This is a genomic window from Paenibacillus tuaregi (genome assembly GCF_900086655.1).
In the GTDB taxonomy this organism is placed as follows: Bacteria; Bacillota; Bacilli; order Paenibacillales; family Paenibacillaceae; genus Fontibacillus; species Fontibacillus tuaregi.
Genome location: NZ_LT575476.1, coordinates 1,110,030 through 1,128,566, shown reverse-complemented (window position 1 = coordinate 1,128,566; position 18,537 = coordinate 1,110,030). Strand labels below are relative to the sequence as shown.

Here is an 18,537-nt window from a genome sequence, read left to right as displayed (position 1 = left end):
CAAAGCGCCATCGTCCCCGAAGATCCGGGAGTATCCGGTGCATTTGCATAGGGTTTCATGTAAACTAGAAATAAGAACCCCTGGGCAGCACGCAAGGCTGCTATTAGACTATGGAGGATATACAAGTTATGCTGCTTCAAGCTACAGATATCAGAAAATCATATGGAACGACACATATATTAGAAGGCATCGGGCTGCAGGTGCTGGAGCGTGACCGGATTGGTCTGGTCGGTGTAAACGGGGCCGGCAAATCCACCCTGCTTCAAATCCTAGCCGGAGAAATGTCTTATGACAGTGGACAAATTTTCAAAGCTAAAGAGACAACAATCGGATATCTTGCCCAGAATAGCGGACTTCATTCAGACCGGACCATCTGGGAAGAGATGCTGAATGTGTTCTCACCTCTGATTGAGACTGAGGCGGAACTGCGCCAGATGGAGCTGGAGATCGCGAGTCCGGAAACCGCGGCGAATGAGAAGGCGTTTGAAGACCTGCTTGAGCGTTACGCGCGTAAGTCCGACTGGTTCAAGGACCACGGCGGCTATGAGATGGAGACGCGAATCCGCAGTGTGCTTCACGGCATGGGATTTGGCACTTTTCCTCCGGAGACCCGGATATCCACACTGAGCGGCGGACAGAAGACTCGTCTGGCTCTCGCCCGCATTCTGCTTCAGGCTCCCGATCTGCTGATGCTGGATGAGCCGACGAACCATTTGGACATCCAGACGCTGACCTGGCTGGAGGATTACCTAAGAAGCTATTCAGGCGCCCTTCTGATCGTCTCCCATGACCGGTACTTTCTGGACCGGCTGGTCACTGCCATTGTGGAGATCGAACGTCACCAATCCAAACGCTACACCGGGAACTACAGCCGGTTCATTGAACTGAAGGCTGCGGAATATGAGAGCCAGCTCAAGCAATACGAGAAGCAGCAGGACGAGATCGCAAGGCTGGAGGACTTCATTCAGAAGAACATTGTCCGCGCATCGACCACCAAGCGGGCACAGAGCCGCCGCAAAGCGCTGGACCGAATGGAAGTACTGGACCGGCCGCAGGGGGATCTGAAGAAGGCCAACTTCTCCTTCGAAGCGGAGATCATGTCTGGCAAGGAAGTACTGCAGGTTGAACAATTAGCTTATGCGTTCGATAAGGATGCTCCGCTCTTCCAGAATGTCAGCTTTGATCTGCGCCGGGGAGAGACGGTTGCCTTGATCGGTCCTAACGGAATCGGCAAGTCCACCCTGCTGAAAATGCTGACCGGCGACCTGAAGGCAACCTCCGGAAGAATCAACTGGGGAACCAAGGTCAAGCTTGGGTACTATGACCAGGAGCAGACCCATCTGAATCCAAGCAATACGGTGCTTGAAGAGCTGTGGAGTGCGTTCCCTCATATTGAAGAGGCGCGAATCCGCAGTGTGCTCGGCAATTTCCTATTCAGTGGTGAAGATGTGCTCAAGCGGGTCTCCGCCTTAAGCGGCGGCGAGAAGGCCAGGGTTGCTCTGGCCAAGCTGATGCTGCTCAAAGCTAATGTGCTGATCCTGGATGAGCCGACAAACCACCTCGACTTGTATAGCAAAGAGGTGCTTGAAGCAGCTCTGATCGAGTATGATGGCACACTGCTGTTTATTTCCCATGACCGGTACTTCCTGAACAAAATGGCTGAGCGCATCGTGGAACTGCACCCGCACGGAGCAGAGATGTATCTTGGCAACTACGACGATTACCTTGAGAAAAAACAGGAGCTTGAAGAGCTTGCTCTTGAGAAGGCGGCGGCCAATTCCTCCCCCGCCAAGAAGCAGACTGAGGAGGCCGCAGCTGAGCCGAAGAGCGGTGCCCAGTCCTTTGAGGCGGATAAACAGGCTAAACGTGAGGAACGCAATCGGCAGCGCCGTATCGATCAACTTGAACAGTTGATTGCCAATCATGAGGACAGTATCTCGGAACTTGAGGCCGAGCTCGCTCTTCCTGAGGTTTATCAGGACTATATGGCCGTGCAGGAACGGCAGGCGAAGATTGATGGCCTCAAGAACCAGCTGGCCGCGGCCTATACCGAATGGGAGCAACTTCTTGCTGAGGCTTAATGACAGCGTCATTAAATATATTTTTTATATCAGGCTTACAATCGGGTTAACTTATACACAGCCTTATCCACACAATTAAGAAATATGTCCTTATCCAAACGGCCTGTTTTGCTAGTTTTTCACCCGTCCTTACTCACTTAGCCTGTGATTATCCACTGGATTATCCACATTATCCACAGTTTGCACATTGAATTGTGAAAATCTTGTCCCCTTTTTCATGATTCATGTAAAGTGAATCTGGGTAAGGGTTTCAACATTTTATACACATTATTCAGGTAAACTGTGGATAACCTTGTCCACATCTTGACAACCACGACTTTTGTCCTATATGTGTGTTTAGCAGGGTTTAATTCATGTATCTTGCCCACGGACCAATTCATCGTCTAAGATAAACCATACTATCCAAGAAAGGCGGGCTTACGATGTCCGGGAAAATAGTGAACAGCATCACGGAACTGATCGGTGATACGCCGGCTGTAAAGCTTGGCCGACTTGTTGGGCCAGAGGATGCCGAGGTTTATGTCAAACTCGAATATTTCAATCCCAGCCGCAGTGTGAAGGACAGAGCGGCTTATCATATGATTCTCCGCGCTGAACAAGAAGGACATCTGAAGCCGGGTTCCACGATCATTGAACCGACCAGCGGCAACACCGGGATCGGCCTTGCAATGAATGCTGCGGCCAAGGGCTACCGTGCCATCCTGGTCATGCCGGATAATATGACGAAAGAGCGCATCAATATTCTCAAGGCTTACGGAGCTGAAGTAGTTCTTACCCCCGCTGCGAAGCGGATGCCAGGAGCTATCGAGAAAGCGCTTGAGCTGAAGGCGGAAATCCAGGACAGCTTCATCCCCCAGCAGTTCGAGAATCCGGCCAATCCGGATGCCCACCGTGGAACAACCGCTATGGAGATACTTGAGCAGATGGAAGGCCGGCTGGATGTGTTTGTAGCCTCATCCGGTACAGGCGGCACCATAACAGGAACAGGGGAAGTGCTCCGGGAGAAGCTCCCCAGAATCCAGATTTATGTGGTTGAGCCCAAGGGATCACCCGTTCTATCCGGCGGAGAGCCAGGCCCGCATAAGCTGGTAGGTACAAGCCCCGGGTTCGTCCCTTCCATTCTGAATACTGATGTTTACGACGAGATTGTGCAGGTTGCGGACGAGGACGCTCTGGAGACCACACGTAAGCTGGCAAGCCAGGAGGGAATTCTAGTCGGACCCTCAGCCGGAGCCACCGTATGGACTGCTGTCCAGCTGGCCCGAAAGCTCGGCCGGGGCAAACGTATTTTATGTATAGCACCGGATACAGGTGAGCGTTATCTGAGCATGGACATCTTTTGATCCAATATGAACGATGATAAACCGATAATTCAACCTGATATCGCTCAGGTACACTTTCAGCAGAAGGGTGGAGAATATAGTGAGCAAGATGATTTACGGCGTGTCCCATGTGGACCGGGAGGAACTGTACGAGATTCTGCATGACGATGAAAGGCGGGCTCTAGTCATTGATGTACGGGAGGTTGACGAATATACCGCGGGGCACATCCCTGGTATTCCATTGATTCCAATGGGGGAAATCGCTGCTTACCTGCAGGATTTTGACAAGGAGCGCGAATATGTCTTTGTCTGCCGCAGCGGAGGACGGAGTTACGAGGTTGCACGCTTCTTTCAAAGCCAAGGCTTCCCGAAGGTTCATAACTACGAAGGCGGCATGTTGAACTGGGACAAGGAGGTCGTGACCGGCCCAGAGAATGTAATTGAACAATTTGATGCCGACCGGCTGGAGCGTCAATCTTAATAACTGGCTGATATAGAGCAGCCCTGCACGCCCCCACTCAGGGAACGGCAGGGCTATTTTTAATGACCATACCAATGAATGGCCGTTCAGGTTCAAAGATTAAGAGCGATGGAGAGCAAGTGAACTTCAGATTCTTGACTCTCTCCTTCCTACATGCTCGTAATTAATACCCCTAGCAAATACAAGATGCCCAGAATCACACTGATTCCCCCCGTTAAGAGAAACAAAACGACGTTCTTGCGATTCCTAGTTTTCTTCCAAATCCCCACCACAGCCACATAAAGGCCTGAGAGGACAATCCACCACCAGATCGCATGCGCCCACATGCCAAGTCCTTGCAGTTTATCGGTCAGAAACAAAAGCAGAAAGACGACCTGCATCCCCAGCGTCAGACAGCTGTAACCGAAAAACTGCTGATTGAACTCCGAGGTGATCTCTCTTCTTCGGTTGACCTCAATTATAATTAAAGGAACAACCACGGCTCCCACAAAAATCAGTGTCATAAGTATTATCGTCATGATTCAAGACCTCTCTTCCTCCTGTGGATCCATCTTCTTGTTCTATACTTTACCAGCTATGTGAAATAAGAATATGTACATGATTGCTGTAGTCCTATATGGACAGTCACCTAAACCTGCTGTGCCTAATAAGCTGGGGGAGAAGGAGTGATGCAGATGATGCTTTATGACAAAGCCAATCTGGAGGATCACTATGTCCCGAAGGAGGACTGGAAGGTTGCCGCCTATCAGGCGTTCGCCGCCAAAATGACAAACCGGGAGGATAAGTTCCCTTGCATCCCAGCGACTCTCGGATTTGCCCACAATCACCTGAAATACGGGTTCGTGCCAGATCCCCGCAGCAGCGAAGCCCCGGCAGCGGTGTCCGAACTTGTAAGGCAATTTACAGATAACTCGAGACAGTTCGGTAAATATACCTCACTTATCTTGTTCTTCCATACTCCTGATGATCTGAGACACCATTCCTCCGTAGAACATTACGAGTCCCTGTTCTGGGATCTGTTAAGCCGGACCAGTGGTGAAGACACCCTGGATTGGCCAGCACATATTCCTACAGAGCCTTCGCACCACTTCTGGGAATATTGTCTTCATGGCGAATCCTATTTCGTCTATTGTGCAACACCCTCACATGTAAACCGGCAGAGCAGATATTTTCCTTATTTCATGCTCGCTTTGACCCCGCGATGGGTACTCGTAGAGTTCAATAAGGTTCCGAAGCAGGCTGAAACCATGAAGCCGTTGATCCGGCAGAGACTTGAAGCCTATGATACGATCTCTTCCCACCCGGATCTGAAACTGTATGGTGAGATGGACAATTATGAGTGGAAGCAGTACTTCCTCAGAGATGACCACAGCTCCGCCCCCTCATGCCCCTTCTCCAGGCACACACAGAAGAAATCCCATGCTTCTGAAGGACAGGGAACATCCTAGCTATGTAATTACTCCATTGCTTCATTCAGGAGGACCATATGAATATGGTCCTCCCATTTTCCGTTGATGCAGAGATACTTCCGGGCCAATCCTTCAGGTTGGAACCCGCACTTGCGGACGACGCTTAAGGACGCCTCATTACGGGGCATGATATTAGCTTCAATCCGGTGAAGGCCCAATTCCCGGAAGGCCAGATCAGCCACACACCGCACGGCTTCCGTCATATAACCCTGATTAAGCTCAGCCGCATCCAGCCGGTATCCCATATGACAGGATAGAAACGCGCCCCGGGCGATATTACTAAGCGAGATAGAGCCGATTACCGGGGAATCCGGCTGATCCGACTTGAACATCCACAGCTTATATAATTGACCTCCGGCCATATTTCGCATGTCGCCCATAATCAGCTGCCGCTGGTAGGCCAGCGTGTAATACTCCGTCTCTCTTGCGGGTTCCCACTCAGCCAAATGCTCCTTGTTGCGGATTACAAATTCAAGAATACGAGGGGCATAGCTCTCATCCACCACGCGCAGAATTAATCTCTCTGAAGTTACTTTTTCTCTAAACATGTTATCCTCGGTTTACTATAATTTTTATAGAGAAATCCCTATATATGTAAGGAGTCCAAAAAAAGATTAAAGGGGTCTTATATCGCTTAAGTATCATCATATAGCAAGAAAGTAATGATAATACACTAAATCTCGGACATAACCATTTCGTTCGTACAGCGACTGGGCTGTTTGATTCTCCACACCGGTGGATAACTGAATGCCTTTGGCACGCACCAGCTTGGCATACTGCTTGGCTTCGTCCATCAACAACTGCCCTACCCCGTTACGACGGTACTGCGGGGCGACATACAGATCATTGAGCAGCAGCAGCCGCTGCATGGAAATGGATGAGAAGAGCGGATACAGCTGTGTAAAACCAGCCGGTCTACCCGAAGCTGCTTCCTTCGCATAGAGTATCACGGACTCCTGGTGCTCGAACCGCTCAAACAGAAAGTCCCGGGCGCCTTGCAAGTCTGAAACCTGCCCATAAAACACCCTGTATTCATTAAATAATTCCGCTACTAAATCCAAATCCCTGATCGTAGCCTGACACACAATTATAGAGTTATCCATGCTGCTTGTACTCTCCTTTTATTCTCCGATTGAAATTTTTAAAGACACCACCCTGGTAGGTGATCTCGCCTTCATCCTTCTCCTTTAGTATGGCATACTCTCTTGCCGCCATCCGAAATTCCAGCTTTCGCCCATCCTCCAGTTCAAACGTGATGAAATAGCGGGGCGTATAAGGCCCGGAACCCGTCCCATGCATCTCCGTCCTCTTGGACGAGACTACCGCGTACTTCATGAGTAAACGGTTTTTGTTATTGGCAGACCAAACCATCAAACCTTTGATAATAGCATAAGCAAATATGGCTATGACGACAACCAGCAAAATGACACCTGCCACCTTCACCCACATCGGAACACCAATCAAAAATTCAAAAAAAGCTTCAGGTCCGCCAAACCCGTCAAATCTATCCATGGCTCCCAGCCTTTCTGTCATTATATTAGTTCTATACAGACTTATAGTTCCCGTCTCTCAAAGTTTCCTCATGCCTATATCTTCGTACACCGCCGTCCTTAACTATACAGGCCCGGAGATCCGAGGATTTGAGTCGACACTAGGGCTCACTCCTTTTCTTCCTAGTTTTTCATCTACGATTTAAATAGGTTGGAATTCTACTCTATACCATTTTCCATAATTATACAACTAATCCCGAAACTTGTAATCTCCAGCTTACAAAATAATAATTAATTAAGCGCGCCTATAGCAGAGCTTCTAAATAAGCTGAACTTCTCTCTTTGCCTGCTGCAAAAATACGGCATTTGCCGGAATCCGCATAAATTTTATTAAAAAAGAAAAACCGAAGCCCTAGAGATGGCCTCGGTTCTTATGAGGTTACAACAGCATCCTGTGTTAACCGTATACTATTTCAATCTCTTCAACTCTTCCTCCGTAAAATTACGGATCGTTCTCTCTTCAGAGAACTTCGCCGCATTATAGGACTTCGAGCTGTTCTTAGGGACCGACAGACTGGTCCAGTCGTCATGCTTAAGCAGCTTGGATGCGTAGATGATCTGTCCAACATGGTAGCAATAGTGCGCGAGCTGCCGGTTGATGGCCTCCATCACCGTATGTCCTTCATTGCGAATATAGACGATATCTGACAGCTGTTCAGGACGGAGCGGGTCCAGAGCCTCAAACAGACAGCTCCACCCTTTTTCCCATTTCTCCATAAGTCCTTCCCGGTCCACGATGATATCCTGCTCAAATTCACTATCCCTGTCTCTCCAAGGCTTCTCGCCGTCCTCTGCCAAAAAATTGGTCCATCTGGACAGCATATTGCCGCTAAGATGTTTAACTATAGTGGCGATGCTGTTCGTGTCGGTATTATACGTCGTGAACAGCTGCTCAGGCTCCAGCTGATCCATCGCCTTCTCTCCAAGTGTCTTGTAGTATAAGAACTGGTTTCTCATGCTTTTCAAATAGACTTCACCATTCATCGTTGTCTCCCCTTCCTTTCTTCACACATTGATCGGGTCGTTAGATTTATAAGGATGGAGCCTGAATTCCGCTTGGTGTATCCGGCTGTTCTCCGCGCACGGCAAGAAGACAAAGAAACGCGAGCAACAGGCCAGCGGAAGCCGTTATAAACAGCATCGGGTAGCCGAACAAATCCATCATCCAGCCAAGCAGCGGCGGCGAGATAATCGCGGCCAGCGAGGAAACCAGATAATACAATCCAGTTCTGGTTCCGATGCTCTGTTCTCTACCGGTCGCCACCACCCATGGATACGAATTAATATTGATGCAGGCCCAGAAGATCCCTCCCACAATCAGGAGAATTCGAAGCAGCAGTATAGAATGAACAAACAGTATGGACCCAAATATAATGAAAAGTCCCAATACACCAGCCGTTATGACACTCTTTTTGCCAAACTTGGCTCCAAGCCATCCGCTGGGAAGAGCAAAGATCAGAAAGGCAAGGGAGAAGAATGTGAGTGAGAAGGATGCGTCCTTATCCGACATTTCAAGATACTTTGTCCCATACAGGGTGAACAGTGTCTCCACTCCTTGGTAAGCAACGAACCAGAAGAAAATCGCCAGGAGGATAAACACGGTTGTACGATCCAGCTGATCCTTGATACGGACAGCGCTTTGTTCCCCAGCACCTTGGCTGCTTGCAACAGGCTCACGAATGACCAGCTTCAGGACAACCAGCGTGAGAAGCATGATCATACCCGCCCCGAGAAACGGAAGGTAAGAACCCATTCCATACAATGTGGAGCCTACGCCGAAAGCCAGCACAGAACCGAGCCCGCCCATAAAATTAATGATTCCATTAGCCTTGGTCCGCTTAGATTCTGGTGTGATATCCGGCATCAGGGCTACCGTCGGTGAGCGGAATAGACTCATTGAAAGATTCATCAGAACCATAAACACCACAAGCATAACCAGGCTGTTATACCAGGGAATGAGCGTAACAAACACAGCCGCCAGCGGCATTCCAATCAGGAGATAAGGCATACGCCGGCCATACCGGGTATGCGTCTTATCGCTCCGGTAGCCAATCCACGGCTGAATGAACAGCGCCAAATAGTTATCAATTGTCATCATAAAGCCAATCAGTGCCGCCTTGTTCAAGTAATCATCCAGGAACAGGGGCACAAACGCATTATACAACGCCCAAGTCAGACTGATACTGAAGAAGCCAAGCCCCAGCAGCCATGTCTTTCTCATCCGTTATCCTCCGCCTCAGCCAGCAGAGCCGCCAGCCGGTCCGGATAATCCGTAATGATGCCCGAGACTCCGGCGGTCAGAAGGGCTCTCATCTCCTGTTGTTCGTTCACGGTAAACGGGTGATAAGGCATGCCCTTCGCGGCAGCCATTCCCACGAGTTCAGGCGTCAATGCATACTTGAAGGCATGCAGGGCATCTGCCCCGATCCTTGCGGCGTAATCCCAAGGCTCGTATAACCCTTCCATGTACAGAATGCCTGTACGCATCTCAGGAGCCAATCTCTTGCATTCCACCAAAGAATAATGGTTGAAGCTGGACAGGATCACCCGCTCCTCCAGCTCATATTGGCGGACCACTTCAATCACCTTGGCTTCAAGTGAAGGGTACTGGACAATTCCGTTCTTCAGTTCGAGGTTAATCATCAGCTCATAGCCTCTTACCAATTCCAGCAAATCCTCCAATGAAGGAATCCGCTCCCCCTGGTAATCGGAATGATACCAAGAGCCGGCCTCCCGCTCCCGCAGCTCGGCCCATGTCAGATCCTTCACCCATTCCGGTGATCCGGCTGTGCGGGCAAGTGTCTCATCGTGGATCAGGACCAGCTGACCATCCTTGGTCATCTGCACATCCGTCTCGATTCCTGTCGCCCCAAGCTCAATGGCTTTGATAAATGAAGCCATCGTATTCTCAGGACAATGCCCGGCCGCGCCCCGATGGGCAATATTAATACAAGTGTGCACCGCGCTTCCTCCTTAGCAGCTAAAAGCATTCATCATATAACGGAAAAGAAAATCATTCATCCCTATAACTATAATCCCTGAATGTAAAATCTATGTTATATAAGTTGAACACGAGAATTACCAATAGGCACGGGGCAAGAACGTTTCACACAGCAATCTTACTTGTATAGCAGTAGTTAACTTGTATAGCAGCAGGTTCTGCTCACAGCACTTTATTCAAAGTCTCAAGCTTGGAAAGGAGCTGCTCGGTCTTGTATGTATGCACTCCGATGTTCGCAAGCTCTTGAATTCCCTTCTCATATACGCCAGACATGGCGTCCTCAATCAGAATCACCTTGAAATCCCGTTCACTTGCTTCATAAATACTAGTTCTAGGACAGTTGGGAAAATTACAACCGATGAAGATCAGCGTATCCACGCCCAACTCACGGGCAAACTTCTCCAGACTTGTCTGGTAGAACGCGCCCCATCTTGGCTTATACATCACCCACTCCTCCGGTCCTACCGGCTGAATCTGCCCATTCAACAAGGCCTCATAGTCCAGTTGGACGTTAGGGTCCGGACTGATTACATCCACCAGCTGGGCCCCGAACGTACCCGGATGAACAATTTGACTTCCATTTTGCAAAATCTCTCTGCGGCAAAGATCGGCATTGGACCCATCCGGCTCATAGATGCGAATAACGTGCACCACCGGCATATTCCGCAATCTGCAGGTTTCCAGAATTCTGGCCATGTTGGGCAGGACTTCATAGGTTCCGGCAATCTCGGCAACTGCCCCCGGAAGCGTAAAATCATTTTGGGTGTCAATAGTAATCACAGCAGCCTTCTCCAGATTAGGTGTCGTATACTTAGACATCTTCTTTCCCCTCATTCATATAGAAGTTCCTAACCGCCTTATCTTTTCCGTTCCCCCAATAGATCGCAATTCAGCTGGCAGGGCATTGTGCCTGCTCAGCACAGGCTGATTGGTTATTAAAGATTGTATCGTATACAGGTAAATTAAGTAATCGGGAATTTTATCAGGACCTATAAAAAAACCTTTCCGCACACACCAGTGCAGAAAGGTTCATATTTGTGAAATGACGGTCTCCCGCCTCTACTGCTGTTATAAGCTACGGACCATCCCGCCGTCCACAAGAATGGATTGTCCGGTGACATAGGTATTGGCCCAAGATCCATAGAAAGCCACTACCCTGGCAAATTCCTCCGGTTCCCCCATCCGTTCCAGCGGAATCCCCTTAACAATCCGCGATTGAATCTCCTCCAAGGAGCTGCCCTCACTTTCGGCCCGCTTGGAATCAAGCTCTGTTATGCGGTCTGTGGCAATTCGCCCCGGGGCAACCGTATTGATCAAAATGCCGCTGTCCGCAAGCTCCCCGGCAAGGGTCTTGGTCAACGACTGTACCCCGGCCCGGAACACATTGGATAGAATCAAACCTTCAATCGGCTGTTTGATCGAGGTTGATGCCAGATTGACGATTCTTCCAGAACCGGCGGAGCGCAGATGTGGAAGAGCTTCCCCAATCATGCGGATCACGCTTAGCAGATTAAGCTCATACCCCTTTTGCCAATCCTCATCCTGCATATCGGCAAAAGTTCCACCCGGAGGCCCGCCCGCGTTCGTAACCACGACATCCAGACCGCCTTGAGTCTGCACTGTAGTGCGAATAGCCCGGGCAATATCGTCCTGGCTTGTAGCATCCATCTGAATGACAGCCACCTTCTGACCTGTACTAGCTTCGATATCCTCAGCTGCACGGATAAGATGCTCTTCACTCCGGCTTGCAATCGTCACCTTGGCCCCTTCACGTGCGAAAGCCTCCGCACTGGCTTTGCCGAGACCTTTACTCGCTGCTGCGACAAATACAGATTTCCCTTCCAGTCCCAAGTCCAATTCGAGCACCTCCTATAATCATCCTGTAACCTGCTTAGCTAATAGAATCAGTAGAGCAACCGATCTTCAGCCAGGTCCAGGATGTGCAAGCTTAATATACATTATGAATTGTGTGGCTCAATCCCGGGTTAAAACCTCTTCACAAACCGGCAGCCACTAATCTGGAATCCCAGGCTTCATAGAACTCATAGCCTTAGTCTTCCTGGCTGGCTGGACCAGGCTAAATCGGACGTGAGTCCGGTCATCACCTGCAATCCTCCGCATGGTGAGTTCTAATTCTGATCAAGAGTCCTCTCCTCTATAGCCCTATACCCCTTGACCCATACCATGAATAATTACAGCATAATCCGAAGCTTCCTTATAGACAAAAGCCCACCTTAAAGCTTGCAGCTTATCAGGTGAGCTTGGTGGCTTTCCTCGTTCTTTCCATAGAGGGGTTATCCTAATCCTAATCTTCTACCGACCACGCTTCAAGAGAAAGTCCAGGCTCGGCCTTCATTGTCTGGGGAGCAAACTCCCCACTCTTCCATTTCAAATATGCGGCAGCCCCGATCATGGCCGCATTATCCGTACAGTATTTCAATGGCGGAATACGTAGGACGATTTCCTCTTGATCACACCGCTGTGCCAGAGCTTCGCGAAGCCCGCGGTTCGCAGCCACGCCGCCGCAGAGCAGCAGTTCCTTGGCTCCCGTCTCCCGTACAGCCCGAACCGCCTTCTCGACCAGCACCTCGATCACGGACTCTTGAAACCCGCGTGCAATGGCTGCCAGGTCAGGCTCCTCCCCACGCATCCGGCTCTGATTCAACACATTCAATACAGCGGACTTTAACCCGCTGAAGCTGAAATCATACGAATCCGGCTCCAGCCAGGAGCGTGGAAGCAGTGTCGCCTGCTCAGCCTCATGGGCCAGACGGTCAACATAAGGCCCGCCCGGGTAAGGGAACCCAAGGGCCCGGGCTACCTTATCGTAAGCCTCGCCAACCGCATCATCCCGCGTCCGGCCAATCAGCCGGAAATGCCCTTCCTTCTCCATCAGCACAAGCTCCGTATGTCCACCAGATACAACGAGGGCCATACAAGGATATTCAATCTCCTGCACCAGCCGGTTGGCATAAATATGCCCGGCAATATGATGCGTGCCAATTAACGGCTTGTCCAGGGCAAATGCGAGGCTCTTGGCCGCCATGATCCCGACAAGCAGCGCTCCCACAAGTCCAGGCCCCTGTGTCACCGCAACCGCGGACAGCTGGGCTGGAGCTATCCCAGACTGTACAACCGCTTCCTCCAGCATCTGCGTAATGCTCTCCACATGCTTCCGGGAAGCCACTTCCGGCACTACCCCGCCGAAAGCCTTATGGGTCTCAATCTGACTGAAGATCAGATTTGAGAGCACCTCCCGCCCATTCTTGACCACAGCTACCGAGGTCTCGTCACAGCTGGTCTCCACGGCCAGAATATAGGCATCCTGATCCGTTGGTTTATCATATATGCTCATAAGTTCCATTCGCTTCCTTCTGCAACGATATCTTCAGGGAGGTCACACCACATAATCAGTGCGTCCTCCTGATTGTCAGAGTAATAGGCCTTGCGCAGCCCGACCGGACGGAATCCCAGCTTGCTGTATAGGGACTGTGCCACCGTATTGGATACACGCGCCTCCAGGGTCATCTTGGTCATGCCCATCCGTCCGGCCATGAGCATCATCTCCCGCATTAACCGCTCACCCAAGTGCTGCCCCCGGTATGCCGTACGCACCGCGATATTGGTCACATGGGCCTCGTCCACTACGGTCCACATGCCTGCATAACCAATCGGGTCCCCATTCTTCTCCATAATGATATATTTGGCAAAATGATTCTGCGTCATCTCACTGCGGAACGCATTCTCCGTCCAAGGCAGCGTAAATGACTCATGTTCGATGACCATCACATCGGGGATATCGTCCAGCGTCATCGGACGAAACCGGATGCCGTCCGCCCCATGCAGGCCTCCCATAATCTGCGCCTCTTCCATTAACGTCCCCCCTTATTTGCCGCGAGCCAGGTTTGCCTCAGCCTCCGAAAGCTGGGTGTAATTCGGGACGAGCGAATGCACCTCGTCCGATTCTCCCCTTAGGAGCCGGTCCGCGCCCAGCAGACCGGCCCACGCCCCCTGCAGCAGATGCGGCCGGATCTGAAGCCGCCCTCCCAGAAGGGGGCGGAGTACTTCGGCAGCTTCCGCGTGCAGCTCGGTCTCGCCGGTGAACCACACGGCGGATGGCCGCGCCTCTGGCGCGAGCGCCTCCAGGCGTCCGGCAAGCGCTGCAGTCCAGCGCTCCATCAGCCGGATGCCGTCCGGCTCAAGGCGCCGGGGCAGCTTGCCCGGCGCTGCCTCAAACAGCGCGGTGTACACTTGACCGCGCCGCGCATCCACCAGCGGAATAATCCATTCCGCTGGCGCACTTCCAACAGCAGCCTGTTCACCGGCTGCTGTGCCTTGGCGGGCCGGGCTGCCCGCCGCGGCCGCGAAGGCTGCTGGCGGCTGATCTGTGCCCTCGGCCCAGCCGCCCAGCCCCAGCGCCGCGAGGCTGGAGATGCCCGCCACCGGCAGAGCCATCGACCACGCCAGCGTCTTCGCCGTGGTCACTGCAATCCGGATGCCCGTGTAGGACCCCGGCCCCACACCTGCAGCTATTCCGCTCAGTTCGCTCTTTCGGACACCGGCCTCGCCCAGCGCCTCTTCAATTGCCGTAATGAGATGAACCGAGTGGTTCCGCTCTGCTGTAATATTCCTCTCAGCCAGCAGATCGCCCCCATTCATCACCGCCACAGCCAATGAAGCCGTGGACGAGTCAAAAGCCAATGTGTACTTCGTAGATTTGCTCACTTCTTCGCTCATAATCCGGTTCCCCATTCTGTCTTGAAGGCCTGTACCCACTCGCAATAAGGGCTGCCTTCAGCCTTAAGATAAATCCGTCTCTCGCTCAGCCCGGTCACTTCAATGTACAGATGCAGATGCTCTGGCGGCAGAATTTCGGTGATCAGGCTGGCCCACTCCACAAGTGTAACTCCCTGTCCATCAAAGTACTCTTCCAGCCCAAGCTCATCCGCTTCCTCCAGCGACAAGCGGTACACATCCATATGATAAAAAGGCAATCTGCCCTCATACTCCTTAATAATCGTGAATGTCGGACTATTCACCTGTTCATGTACGCCCAGTTGCTTCGCAAACAATTGGGAGAATGCCGTCTTGCCCGCACCCAAATCGCCATCCAGCGCAATCACAGTGCCTGGCGCTGCCTTGTGCGCCAGCAGACTTGCCAGTCTGCCCGTATCCTCCAGATCCTTTGCATTCCAGACGAGATCCGCTTTATGTTTTAATTCTTCCACTCAACCAACCACCTTTTACCCGGAAAAGGGACACGCACTGCACCATGCCTGTCATGATGATTCCGGTCATTCTCTTACACGGTATGACCAAATTCACAGGCCATACATCTGTTCTCATTATATCGGTACCATGTCCCCCCCGCAAGAAAGCCTATCATGATTTGTATAGGGGAAGACTGTTATTAGAAAGCCTTTTTTGTCCCATACTAAAGGTATCACAGCACGATTATGGACCGTACCGGATCATTAATAACCTTTTTTGAAAGGAGCTGGAACAACATGCATACCGTATGGAAGGGCGCAATTAGCTTCGGACTTGTTCACGTGCCCGTGAAGATGTTCTCCGCCACGGAAGACAAGGACATTTCCATGAAATACATTCACAAAACCTGTGGAAGCCCGATCTCTTATGTGAGGAGATGCCCTTCATGTGAGAAGGATGTGGATTGGGAGGAAATTTCCAAGGGCTACGAATATGAAAAGGGGAGGTATGTCCTCTTTGAGAAGCAGGAGCTTGAGCAGCTCTCCGCGCAGGTGGAACGAACCATTACCATCCTTGATTTTGTCAACCTTGAGGATATCGATCCCATTTACTTTCAGAAAACCTACTATCTTTCTCCCGATCAGGCTGGCTCCAACGCCTATCTGCTGCTTCTTGAAGCGATGAAGCAGACTGGCAAGATCGGCATTGCCAAGATTGCCATCCGTTCCAAGAGCAGCCTCGCAGCGATCCGGGTTATGGAAGGGTGTCTCGCGATTGAAACCATTTTCTACCCGGACGAGATTCGCCCGATCAGTCAGGTTCCTAATCTTCCGGAAGCCGCCGGTGTCAACGATAAGGAGCTTGGAATGGCCAAGGTGCTGATCGAACAGCTCTCCACCCCGTTTGAGCCATCCAAATACACGGATGATTACCGCGAATCCCTGATGAACCTGATCCAGCATAAAATCGCCGGGGAAGAAATCAGCCTGGCTCCGGCCAAACCGGAGAGCAATGTAATCGACCTGATGGCTGCGCTGCAGGCGAGCATTGAAGCGGTCAAGCCTATTGCCACTGATCCGGGGCCTGCTGCGAAGAAAACCCGGACCAAACGGACGGCCGCGGCGGATGAAGCCGCTGACACAGCAGCAGCACCTAAGCCGAAGCGGAAAACCTCCAGCAAAGCCAAGAAGACGATCAGCTGATGATGACCGGGCTGGAACATCCCCCTATCGTCCGTAATATGGACATATTCGGCGCTAACCTGGCCCATACCCGATTCCATGCTAAGGGGTGGGCTTTATGAACCTGAAACCCATTATTCCTTTTGAGCCGGTGACCACAGACCGGCTTCCCGAAGGAGAAGATTGGACCGCTCAGATTAAATGGGACGGTGTGCGAATGCTAACCTATTATGACGGTCATGAAGTTCAGCTTGTTAACCGCAAGCTTAACGAACGTACTCTTCAATACCCGGAATTAACTTCTATTGGTGAATACTGCGGGGCTGATTCGGTGATCCTCGACGGCGAGATTATTGCCCTGGATCAAGGCAAGCCTTCCTTCCATGAGGTGATGCGCCGGGACGGTTCACGCAAGGCAGAGAACATTCGCCGTGTTCAGCAGGAGGTTCCAGTGACCTATATGCTGTTTGATATTTTGTATTACAACGGATCATGGGTGACAAGCTTGCCTTTAAGAGAACGACAGGAACTGCTTAGACAGACGGTGAAACCTACGGACAGGGTTCAGATCACAGCCGACTTCCCGTCTCCCGGCGTATTGTATGAGGTCATGAGCCAGCATGGCATGGAAGGCGTGATCGTCAAGGACCTGAACAGTACCTACGCCCCGGATGGCAAGGATAAACGATGGATGAAAAAGAAGGTCATTCAGGATCTTGTTGCTGTCATTGGCGGTTATACTCTGCGGGGGGGAATTGTTAACGCGCTTATGCTCGGTCTGTACGATCAAGAGGGGCGACTTTGGTATATCGGGCATGCGGGTACCGGCAAGCTGACCGTTCAGGACTGGAGAGACATCACGGAGACACTCAAGCCGCTTACTCAAACTGTGCTCCCCTTTGCCGCCCTGCCTTCCCGGAGCAAGGAGTCTTACTGGGTAAGTCCTCAGCTCACCGTGAAGGTTAATTTTCTGGAATGGACACCCGGTGGCACCCTCCGCCAGCCGAGCATCCAGGCGTTGGTCTCCGCTGATCCGAAGATGTGCAGGTTTGGGTCCAGCTAAGGGACTTTTCTCAAGTACAACCCGCCTATATAAAATGAACTTATGAAGGTTACCTTTCATTCTATATAGACTGAATATCAACTGCATTTTAACATGGATCATAATCTGTACTCGGCTTAACTGGCTTAGCCGCTGCTGCTTAATCCATAGCAACCCATGCCGCACACTGCTTGCTTTAGAACTCCCGCAGGAATGCCTTCTGCAGATCCTATTGCCAAAGGTTAAACTTTCTTTCCCACCAGCTGTCTATACCACAATGAACAAAGGAGCTGCTTCGCTTGCCTAAAACTGTCAGAGGTACTATCACCGTTGAAGGCTATGAGGTTCCCGTATCCAATCCAGGCAAGCTGCTCTGGCCGGAGGCCGGAATCACCAAGCGCGATTATCTGAAGAAGCTGGCGGAGCTGGCTCCCTACCTTCTTACTTACTGCCGCAACCGCTTGTTAACAACGATCCGGTATCCGGGCGGAGTGGACGGGCCCTTCTTTTACCAGAAGAATGCCCCCGAACCGCTGCCGGACTTCGTGAACACCGCAACACATGAGAATATCCGGTATATCGTGCTGGACAATCTGCCAACGTTGCTGTGGCTTGGGAATCTGGCGTCCATAGAGTTCCACCCTTCCCTCCACTATGTCAATGATTCCCTTCCCTGTGAGTGGATGATTGATCTCGATCCCACTCTCGAAGAGGACCCCCGGATTATGGAGGCTGCCGCCCATGTGGGAGATATTCTCGGCTCCCTGGGGCTTCAATCGGTTCCTAAAACCTCAGGGGCGACAGGAGTCCAGATCATTGTCCCGATTGAATACGGGGTCACCTTTGATGAGCTTCGGACGCTTGGACATTTCATTGCCAGGTTTGTTACAGAACGCTTTCCCTCTTTGTTCACGATTGAACGCCTGAAAAAGGACCGGGGAGACAAAATTTATTTTGATTATCTTCAGCACTACAGCGGCAAAACTCTTGCCGCCCCCTATACGCCCCGGGCTAAACCTGCAGCCAGCGTATCCACGCCGTTAACCTGGGAGGAGGTCCGCCAGAACCCGCACCCTTCCGAGTTTAATCTGAATAATATTGCCCAGCGGCTGCAGCAAAAAGGCGACCTGCTTCAAGCCGTGCCGCCTCAATCCGTAGATTTGATTTTGAAACACTTAAACCGGGTGAAGTAACCTTCC

At 51.3% G+C, this 18,537-nt stretch carries 20 protein-coding genes; 7 read left to right on the top strand and 13 right to left on the bottom strand.

Features of this window, described 5'->3' with window-relative positions; all coding sequences use genetic code 11:
• Window positions 1-128: 128 nt before the first annotated feature.
• From BN6628_RS05130 to BN6628_RS05120, 3 genes are all read left to right on the top strand, one after another.
• Window positions 129-2,081, top strand: coding sequence for an ABC-F family ATP-binding cassette domain-containing protein (locus BN6628_RS05130; protein WP_068615194.1), 1,953 nt, complete (start codon window positions 129-131; stop codon window positions 2,079-2,081).
• Window positions 2,082-2,503: 422 nt separating this feature from the next.
• Window positions 2,504-3,424, top strand: coding sequence for a cysteine synthase A (gene cysK, locus BN6628_RS05125; RefSeq protein ID WP_068615191.1), 921 nt, complete (start codon window positions 2,504-2,506; stop codon window positions 3,422-3,424).
• Between the two features lie 88 nt (window positions 3,425-3,512).
• Window positions 3,513-3,884, top strand: a complete 372-nt coding sequence (locus BN6628_RS05120; RefSeq protein WP_082927081.1) for a rhodanese-like domain-containing protein — start codon at window positions 3,513-3,515, stop codon at window positions 3,882-3,884.
• A gap of 149 nt (window positions 3,885-4,033) precedes the next feature.
• Here the strand turns inward: BN6628_RS05120 and BN6628_RS05115 are convergent, their stop codons facing one another.
• Window positions 4,034-4,402, bottom strand: a complete 369-nt coding sequence (locus BN6628_RS05115; protein WP_148449259.1) for a hypothetical protein — start codon at window positions 4,400-4,402, stop codon at window positions 4,034-4,036.
• A 150-nt stretch (window positions 4,403-4,552) separates the two neighbouring features.
• Here BN6628_RS05115 and BN6628_RS05110 point away from each other — a divergent pair, with 150 nt between their 5' ends.
• Window positions 4,553-5,332: a YqcI/YcgG family protein gene (locus tag BN6628_RS05110; RefSeq protein WP_235847581.1), complete on the top strand. Its 780-nt coding sequence runs from the start codon at window positions 4,553-4,555 to the stop codon at window positions 5,330-5,332.
• 8 nt (window positions 5,333-5,340) lie between these two features.
• Here BN6628_RS05110 and BN6628_RS05105 read toward each other — a convergent pair whose 3' ends face one another.
• From BN6628_RS05105 to tsaE, 12 genes are all read right to left on the bottom strand, one after another.
• Window positions 5,341-5,901, bottom strand: a complete 561-nt coding sequence (locus BN6628_RS05105; protein WP_068615183.1) for a GNAT family N-acetyltransferase — start codon at window positions 5,899-5,901, stop codon at window positions 5,341-5,343.
• A 96-nt stretch (window positions 5,902-5,997) separates the two neighbouring features.
• Window positions 5,998-6,456: a GNAT family N-acetyltransferase gene (locus BN6628_RS05100; protein WP_068615179.1), complete on the bottom strand. Its 459-nt coding sequence runs from the start codon at window positions 6,454-6,456 to the stop codon at window positions 5,998-6,000.
• Window positions 6,449-6,865 carry a DUF2500 domain-containing protein gene (locus BN6628_RS05095; RefSeq protein WP_068615173.1) on the bottom strand — a complete coding sequence of 139 codons (417 nt, stop codon included), beginning with the start codon at window positions 6,863-6,865 and terminating at the stop codon, window positions 6,449-6,451. Before BN6628_RS05095 ends, BN6628_RS05100 begins: the two co-directional genes overlap by 8 nt.
• A gap of 446 nt (window positions 6,866-7,311) precedes the next feature.
• Window positions 7,312-7,887 (bottom strand): DUF1572 family protein, encoded by a 576-nt coding sequence (locus tag BN6628_RS05090; protein ID WP_068615170.1) that lies wholly within the window; start codon window positions 7,885-7,887, stop codon window positions 7,312-7,314.
• Between the two features lie 46 nt (window positions 7,888-7,933).
• Window positions 7,934-9,124, bottom strand: coding sequence for an SLC45 family MFS transporter (locus BN6628_RS05085; protein ID WP_068615168.1), 1,191 nt, complete (start codon window positions 9,122-9,124; stop codon window positions 7,934-7,936).
• On the bottom strand, window positions 9,121-9,864 hold the full coding sequence (locus tag BN6628_RS05080; protein ID WP_082926803.1) for a glycerophosphodiester phosphodiesterase: 744 nt from the start codon (window positions 9,862-9,864) through the stop codon (window positions 9,121-9,123). The genes BN6628_RS05085 and BN6628_RS05080 overlap by 4 nt, the downstream gene beginning before the upstream one ends.
• Before the next feature lie 202 nt (window positions 9,865-10,066).
• Window positions 10,067-10,723, bottom strand: a complete 657-nt coding sequence (locus BN6628_RS05075) for a cysteine hydrolase family protein (RefSeq protein ID WP_082926802.1) — start codon at window positions 10,721-10,723, stop codon at window positions 10,067-10,069.
• Between the two features lie 249 nt (window positions 10,724-10,972).
• Window positions 10,973-11,761 carry an SDR family oxidoreductase gene (locus BN6628_RS05070; RefSeq protein WP_068615163.1) on the bottom strand — a complete coding sequence of 263 codons (789 nt, stop codon included), beginning with the start codon at window positions 11,759-11,761 and terminating at the stop codon, window positions 10,973-10,975.
• Between the two features lie 448 nt (window positions 11,762-12,209).
• A complete protein-coding gene (tsaD, locus tag BN6628_RS05065) occupies window positions 12,210-13,259 on the bottom strand; it encodes a tRNA (adenosine(37)-N6)-threonylcarbamoyltransferase complex transferase subunit TsaD (protein ID WP_068622003.1) in 1,050 nt (349 codons plus the stop codon).
• On the bottom strand, window positions 13,256-13,777 hold the full coding sequence (gene rimI / locus BN6628_RS05060; RefSeq protein WP_068615160.1) for a ribosomal protein S18-alanine N-acetyltransferase: 522 nt from the start codon (window positions 13,775-13,777) through the stop codon (window positions 13,256-13,258). Before rimI ends, tsaD begins: the two co-directional genes overlap by 4 nt.
• Window positions 13,778-13,789: 12 nt before the next feature.
• Window positions 13,790-14,641: a tRNA (adenosine(37)-N6)-threonylcarbamoyltransferase complex dimerization subunit type 1 TsaB gene (gene tsaB, locus BN6628_RS05055; protein ID WP_068615157.1), complete on the bottom strand. Its 852-nt coding sequence runs from the start codon at window positions 14,639-14,641 to the stop codon at window positions 13,790-13,792.
• The gene (tsaE, locus tag BN6628_RS05050; protein WP_187386110.1) at window positions 14,638-15,132 is read right to left on the bottom strand and encodes a tRNA (adenosine(37)-N6)-threonylcarbamoyltransferase complex ATPase subunit type 1 TsaE; all 495 of its coding nucleotides are present in this window, start codon (window positions 15,130-15,132) and stop codon (window positions 14,638-14,640) included. The genes tsaB and tsaE overlap by 4 nt, the downstream gene beginning before the upstream one ends.
• Before the next feature lie 279 nt (window positions 15,133-15,411).
• On the opposite strand from tsaE, the gene ku reads away from it, so the two are divergent.
• The 3 genes from ku to ligD all read left to right on the top strand — a co-directional run bounded on the left by ku (window position 15,412) and on the right by ligD (window position 18,531).
• Entirely contained in the window at window positions 15,412-16,317 is a 906-nt protein-coding gene (gene ku, locus BN6628_RS05045) for a non-homologous end joining protein Ku (protein ID WP_068615154.1), read from the top strand.
• 97 nt (window positions 16,318-16,414) lie between these two features.
• Window positions 16,415-17,359, top strand: a complete 945-nt coding sequence (locus BN6628_RS05040) for an ATP-dependent DNA ligase (RefSeq protein ID WP_068615151.1) — start codon at window positions 16,415-16,417, stop codon at window positions 17,357-17,359.
• 278 nt (window positions 17,360-17,637) lie between these two features.
• Window positions 17,638-18,531: a non-homologous end-joining DNA ligase gene (ligD, locus tag BN6628_RS05035; protein WP_068615148.1), complete on the top strand. Its 894-nt coding sequence runs from the start codon at window positions 17,638-17,640 to the stop codon at window positions 18,529-18,531.
• Window positions 18,532-18,537 lie beyond the last annotated feature (6 nt).

What these genes read in the sequence shown, in the direction of transcription:
- BN6628_RS05105 (WP_068615183.1), bottom strand. Translation starts at nt 5,901, where the DNA reads ATGTTTAGAGAAAAAGTAACTTCAGAGAGATTAATTCTGCGCGTGGTG.
- BN6628_RS05120 (WP_082927081.1), top strand. Translation starts at nt 3,513, where the DNA reads ATGATTTACGGCGTGTCCCATGTGGACCGGGAGGAACTGTACGAGATT.
- BN6628_RS05130 (WP_068615194.1), top strand. Translation starts at nt 129, where the DNA reads ATGCTGCTTCAAGCTACAGATATCAGAAAATCATATGGAACGACACAT.
- tsaB (WP_068615157.1), bottom strand. Translation starts at nt 14,641, where the DNA reads ATGAGCGAAGAAGTGAGCAAATCTACGAAGTACACATTGGCTTTTGAC.
- BN6628_RS05100 (WP_068615179.1), bottom strand. Translation starts at nt 6,456, where the DNA reads ATGGATAACTCTATAATTGTGTGTCAGGCTACGATCAGGGATTTGGAT.
- BN6628_RS05040 (WP_068615151.1), top strand. Translation starts at nt 16,415, where the DNA reads ATGAACCTGAAACCCATTATTCCTTTTGAGCCGGTGACCACAGACCGG.
- BN6628_RS05090 (WP_068615170.1), bottom strand. Translation starts at nt 7,887, where the DNA reads ATGAATGGTGAAGTCTATTTGAAAAGCATGAGAAACCAGTTCTTATAC.
- rimI (WP_068615160.1), bottom strand. Translation starts at nt 13,777, where the DNA reads ATGGAAGAGGCGCAGATTATGGGAGGCCTGCATGGGGCGGACGGCATC.
- BN6628_RS05095 (WP_068615173.1), bottom strand. Translation starts at nt 6,865, where the DNA reads ATGGATAGATTTGACGGGTTTGGCGGACCTGAAGCTTTTTTTGAATTT.
- cysK (WP_068615191.1), top strand. Translation starts at nt 2,504, where the DNA reads ATGTCCGGGAAAATAGTGAACAGCATCACGGAACTGATCGGTGATACG.
- ku (WP_068615154.1), top strand. Translation starts at nt 15,412, where the DNA reads ATGCATACCGTATGGAAGGGCGCAATTAGCTTCGGACTTGTTCACGTG.
- tsaD (WP_068622003.1), bottom strand. Translation starts at nt 13,259, where the DNA reads ATGAGCATATATGATAAACCAACGGATCAGGATGCCTATATTCTGGCC.
- BN6628_RS05075 (WP_082926802.1), bottom strand. Translation starts at nt 10,723, where the DNA reads ATGTCTAAGTATACGACACCTAATCTGGAGAAGGCTGCTGTGATTACT.
- BN6628_RS05085 (WP_068615168.1), bottom strand. Translation starts at nt 9,124, where the DNA reads ATGAGAAAGACATGGCTGCTGGGGCTTGGCTTCTTCAGTATCAGTCTG.
- BN6628_RS05110 (WP_235847581.1), top strand. Translation starts at nt 4,553, where the DNA reads ATGCAGATGATGCTTTATGACAAAGCCAATCTGGAGGATCACTATGTC.
- BN6628_RS05115 (WP_148449259.1), bottom strand. Translation starts at nt 4,402, where the DNA reads ATGACGATAATACTTATGACACTGATTTTTGTGGGAGCCGTGGTTGTT.